5 protein-coding genes are annotated in these 4,863 nt (G+C 74.2%); 1 reads left to right on the forward strand and 4 read right to left on the reverse strand.

Translation table 11 applies throughout. The features are described 5' to 3' along the window. Positions 1 to 153: 153 nt before the first annotated feature. On the forward strand, positions 154 to 468 hold the full coding sequence (locus JKV81_RS33180) for a hypothetical protein (protein WP_236058431.1): 315 nt from the start codon (positions 154 to 156) through the stop codon (positions 466 to 468). A gap of 102 nt (positions 469 to 570) precedes the next feature. On the opposite strand, the gene JKV81_RS33185 is transcribed toward JKV81_RS33180, so the two are convergent. The 4 genes from JKV81_RS33185 to JKV81_RS33200 form a co-directional block, all read right to left on the reverse strand. Beyond that, complete coding sequence (locus JKV81_RS33185; protein ID WP_236058433.1) at positions 571 to 1,215, reverse strand: DNA alkylation repair protein; 645 nt, start codon at positions 1,213 to 1,215, stop codon at positions 571 to 573. 124 nt (positions 1,216 to 1,339) lie between these two features. Then, entirely contained in the window at positions 1,340 to 2,536 is a 1,197-nt protein-coding gene (locus JKV81_RS33190; RefSeq protein WP_129265053.1) for an MFS transporter, read from the reverse strand. Between the two features lie 75 nt (positions 2,537 to 2,611). Beyond that, positions 2,612 to 3,268, reverse strand: coding sequence for an SDR family oxidoreductase (locus JKV81_RS33195; RefSeq protein WP_202079363.1), 657 nt, complete (start codon positions 3,266 to 3,268; stop codon positions 2,612 to 2,614). A 34-nt stretch (positions 3,269 to 3,302) separates the two neighbouring features. Then, complete coding sequence (locus tag JKV81_RS33200; protein ID WP_202079365.1) at positions 3,303 to 4,526, reverse strand: amidohydrolase family protein; 1,224 nt, start codon at positions 4,524 to 4,526, stop codon at positions 3,303 to 3,305. Positions 4,527 to 4,863: the final 337 nt, after the last annotated feature.

The raw sequence follows: 4,863 nt of genomic DNA on the forward strand, positions 1-4,863 counted from the left end.
TGGCGCCGCCACAGGACGGGAAACCCCGTCCGACCTGCTTCAACCGCAGGTCGGGCGGGGTTTCTTCGTATGTGCGACGTACGGCGAACCGCCCGCGTCCGGGCTGCGTCCTTCCCGGTGATCGCCACCCCACAGGCAACAGGAGCACCGACCGTGACTCACAAGGACGTTGAGCGGACCGACGAGCGGGGTTACGGGCCGGAGCCCTGGTGGGCGGGGTTCGGGGGATGGGGGGCCGTCGTGCTGATCGTCGTCGGGGTGACCGGGGCCGCGTGGGTCTTCCTCCGGCTGCCCGGTACCCCGGACGAGCTGTGGACCGGCTACCACCAGGCCGCCAAGGTCGTCGCCATCGGCATGGTGATCGCGGGCACCACCTTGATCGGGCGCCGCCGCGCACGGGCCGAAGTGGCCGGACAGGCCGAAGCGGCCGCAGCCGTCGAGGAGGCGGATCACCCCGGACGCCCCTGACGTCGATGCGGTGACGCCAGGAAGTCAGCAGGCCAGGAAGCCTGGACGCCAGGCCCGCCGAGTTGCCGAAGCGGCCGTGCTACGAGCGTGCGTGCCCGTGCTCTACGCCTCCTGCTGCCGGCGCACCATCTCGGTGATCCAGACCGGCGCGTACGGAGACGTGCAGCCCGGGGACGTCGGGTAGTCCTTCAGCACCTCCAGGCGCTCACCGATGCCGAGCGCGCGGGCGCGGTGCTCCTCGTGCGAGATGCCGATCTGGGCCAGGCAGTGGTTCATCGCCCACTGCAGGCGGTCCGGCGCGTCCTTCATCCGCGCCTCGATCACGTCGAGCAGCCCCGCGAGGTCGAGGCCCTCGGGCTTCTTCGCCACGCGTTCCGTGGTCAGCGCCCAGCCGGCACTCGCGACCACCGGGTCCGGATCGGCGGACCAGGCCAGGCGCAGTTCCTCGGCGTGGGGGCTCTTCTTCACCACGTAGCCGACGAGCCAGTCGTGCACCTTGGGGGTGCGCGCCCCGCGCAGCATGGCGTCCAGCTCGTCCCGCTCGAACGCCTTGGGGCGGCAGATCAGGAGCGCCAGCAGCCGTGCCGCGGTGTCCTCCGTGGCCCAGAGCTCGCGGGCGAGTTCCTGCTGCGTCTTCAGCCGCTTCGCGAGCGCGCGCAGCTTGCCGAGGTTCACCCCGTGGTCGTCGCCGTGCCTCTCGTTCACCGCGCGGATCCTCGGGTCGTCGAGGGCGGCCAGCTCGGCCATCACCTCGGTCACCGTCGTCCCGCCCGGCGTCGTCGTCGTCCCGGCCACTCGGCGGCCTCCCGTCCTCGCGCTGAGCATGTGGAGCAATGCGGAACATTCAGCGTACGGCGCGCAGCCCGCCGGCTCACTGCCCCTTCACGGCCGGGCGCCGCAGGAGGTGGAGGCCGGCCCAGGCGACCAGTACGGCCATGCTCGCGATGAAGATCAGCCCGGCGTCCTGGAGCCCGATGTGGTCCGAGAGGACGCCCACCCCGATCACCGGCACCGAAATGCCCAGGTACGCCACCACGAAGAGCGTCGAGATCACCGCCGCCCGCCGGTCCGGGGGCGATGCCGAGGCCACCTGCGACAGGGCCGCCCGGAAGGCCAGCCCCTGCCCCGCACCGCCGAGGACCGCGCTCAGCACGATCAGCGGCAGGAGCTGCCACCAGATCGCGGCCGCGAGCAGCACCAGCCCGCCGAGGAGGCCCGCGCAGCCCAGCGACAGCGACCTCTGCTCGCCGATCCTGCCCACCGCCGACTGGCCGGCGACCGACGCGAAGAAGGCCAGGGCGACGATCAGCCCGCTCACGGCGTGGTTGTCCACGTCCAGGAACTCGGAGAGGAACGCCGGGCTCACCGAGGTGAACACCCCGAACAGGGCGAACCCCACGAACGAGGCGAGCGCCGCGGGCCGGAACACCGCCCGGACCTCGGGCGGCAGCCCCGGCCGCTGCGGCCGGACGGTCCTCAAGGGGCGCCGCTCGGCCACGGTCTCCCTCAGGCCGAGCAGGATGAGCACTGACACGGCCACCAGCGCCAGGTGCACGATGAACGGCAGATGGAGCGGCCAGGGGGCGTACTGCGCGAGGACCCCGGCGAGCAGCGGCCCGCAGCCCAGGCCGCCCATGTTGGCGGCCGTCGCCACGAACGAGGCACGGGACGAACCCTGACGGGGCGCCAGCTCCATGACGTACGCGGTGGCGGCCCCCGTGAACAGCCCGGCCGAGAGCCCCGACAGCAGCCGCCCCGCGAAGAGCCAGCCCAGGGCGGTGGCGCACAGGAAGCAGACGGCGCTCGCCGCCGCGCAGCCCAGGCCCACCAGCAGCACGGGCCGTCTGCCGATCGCGTCGGAGGCGTTTCCCGCCAGCAGGAGCACCCCGATGACGCCGAAGGCGTACACCGCGTACACGACGGTCACCATCAGCTCGGAGAAGCCGAGTTCGTCCTGGTAGAGGCTGTACAGTGGGGTCGGCAGAGTCGTCCCAGCCATGCAGACGGCGAACACCGCCCCACTGAGACAGCAGGCGAGCCAACCTCGGCTGTCCGGGCCACCGTTCATGCGGCCGACGCTATCCCGCGGATCCTCCGACGGGCGGCAACGCCTCGCGCCGCGGGGCGTCGGGCGGCCCGGGACTCAGTTGCCCGCGACGTCCTTCACCGCGACCGCCACCGGCTTGTCGCCGCTGATCAGCTCCAGCGTCAGGCCCGCCGTCGCCGGGGTGTCCAGCAGCTCCCGCAGTACCGCCGCCACGTCGTCGCGGGGGACCGGACCACGGCCCGTCGAGGCGGCGAGCAGGACCCGGCCGGTCCCGGCGTCGTTCGTGAGCATCCCGGGGCGCAGGATCGTCCAGTCCAGGCCGCTCCGTGAACGTACGTACGCGTCCGCCTCGCCCTTCGCCCGCAGGTAGATGTCGAACACCTCGTCGCCCCGGTGGTCGGGGTCGGCGCCCATGGAGGAGACCACGACGTAGCGCCGCACCCCCGCCCGCTCCGCCGCGTCCGCGAAGAGCACGGCCGCTCCACGGTCCACCGTGTCCTTGCGGGCCGAACCGCTGTTCGGGCCGGCGCCGGCCGCGAAGACCGCGGCGTCCGCCCCTCGCAGGACCTCGGCCGCCTCCTCGACGGACGCCGATTCGAGGTCGAGGATGACGGGCTCGGCCCCCGCCGCCCTCAGGTCCTCACTCTGCTGCGGGTTGCGGATGACGCCCACCGCTTCGTAACCGCGCGCGGCGAGCAGCCGCTCGAGCCGCAGCGCGATCTGACCATGTCCACCTGCAATGACAATGCGCATGCTTCCGACGGTACGCCGCCGGGAGCGCTTGTGCTCAAGGCCCGCCGCAGGGGCCGGAATCGGTGTGTCCCTGGCGGGGGAGACCGTGGGCCGACGCGGCAGCCCCGGAGTCCCGGTACTCGCGTACGGCACTGGTCCGCGCCACCACGCGCCCCCGGTGCACCACGATCCTGCTGTACGCGAGGGAGAGCGCCCCGGCCAGCCCGTCGCCCCGCACGGCGAGCAGTTCGGCGGGGAAGCCGGCCTCGACGCGCACCCCGGGCAGGCCCAGGGCTGCCCGTGCCGTGCCGGAGACGGCGTCGTAGGCGTGCCCGGGGGAGAGGCCCTCCTGCGAGGCCAGCAGATACGCCGCCTCCAGGGGGTCGCCGCGGCCGACGGGGTTGGCGCTGTCGCGCAGGGCCCCGCTGCCCGCCACGACCCGCACCCCGGCGGCGCGCAGCAGCCGTACCGGAGGGGTGCCCCTCAGCCGGGCGCCGGAGCAGCAGCCCTGAGGGAGGCAGACCACCGTCACACCGGCGGCGGCGAGCCGGTCGGCGGTGCGGGCCGCCTCCTCGCCGGGAAGCCGCGAGAGGCCCGCGCAGGGGCCGAGACAGACGCCCGGGCGGAGCCCGCCGGCCATGGCGGTCAGCCGGGCGAGGCGGGCGGGGTCGTCACCGTCGGTGTGCAGGTCGACGGGGAGCCCGTGGGCGGCGGCGAGCTCCAGGACCGCTTCCGCGTGGCCCGCCGGGTCGGGGTCGAGGTCGGGGGAGCCGCCGATCACGCCCGCTCCCATGTCCACGGCGTCGCGGAGCGCGGCGAGGCCGTCGGCGCCCGCGACACCGGTGAGGAGCCGCGGCACGGCGACGGCGGTCAGCTCGGTGAGACCCCGGAGGGACCGGCGGGCCGCCAGGACGCCCTCCAGGGGCCCGAGACCCTCTACGCCGCCGACGCGCACATGGGCGCGCACCGCGGTCGCCCCGTGGCTGAGCTGGAGCAGCGCCGCCTCGGTCGCCCGGCGCCGGACGTCCTCGGGGCGGTGGGACGGCGGGCCCGCCGCGGCGCCGGTGAGCGCGGTGTCGGCGTGGGCGTGGGGCTCGGCGGGCGCGGGCAGCAGGAGGTAGCCCCGCAGATCCACGCGGGTCCCGGACGTGGTGAGGCTGCCGGCCGTGCCCACGGCCTCGATCCGCGGCCCGGCGATCCGTACGTCGACGGCGCGCCCGTCCGCGAGCCGGGCTCCGCCGAGGAGGAGCGCGGACGCCTCGCCGGGGCTTTCGGACATCGCACCGCTCCTGGAGGACATGCAAGATCACGCAAGGTGCGCCGAGCGTAGGCCGGGGCCCTGCCCACTCCGAGGAGGAGCGCATTAGTCGTACGAATGTGGCCTCGTGGGGCGGGTGGGGAGAAGGGCCTCGCAGGGGCCCGCGAGCTCCTCCGGCGAGGTGGCGTACCGGCTGATCAAGGGCCTGATCAGGGGGCCCTTCGCCCGGTCCGGCCGGGGGGTGCGAGGGGGTCCGGTGGGGGCCGCGGAAACGGATTTGGGCGATCGGCGACAGACCGTGTAATGTCTTCCTCGCTCGCCCCAATAGCTCAGTCGGTAGAGCGTCTCCATGGTAAGG

Source organism: Streptomyces silvae (assembly GCF_016745505.1).
In the GTDB taxonomy this organism is placed as follows: Bacteria; Actinomycetota; Actinomycetes; order Streptomycetales; family Streptomycetaceae; genus Streptomyces; species Streptomyces silvae.

Coding starts and splice junctions, on each gene's coding strand:
- JKV81_RS33185 (WP_236058433.1), bottom strand. CDS start 1,215: ATGGCCGAGCTGGCCGCCCTCGACGACCCGAGGATCCGCGCGGTGAAC.
- JKV81_RS33190 (WP_129265053.1), bottom strand. CDS start 2,536: ATGAACGGTGGCCCGGACAGCCGAGGTTGGCTCGCCTGCTGTCTCAGT.
- JKV81_RS33195 (WP_202079363.1), bottom strand. CDS start 3,268: ATGCGCATTGTCATTGCAGGTGGACATGGTCAGATCGCGCTGCGGCTC.
- JKV81_RS33200 (WP_202079365.1), bottom strand. CDS start 4,526: ATGTCCGAAAGCCCCGGCGAGGCGTCCGCGCTCCTCCTCGGCGGAGCC.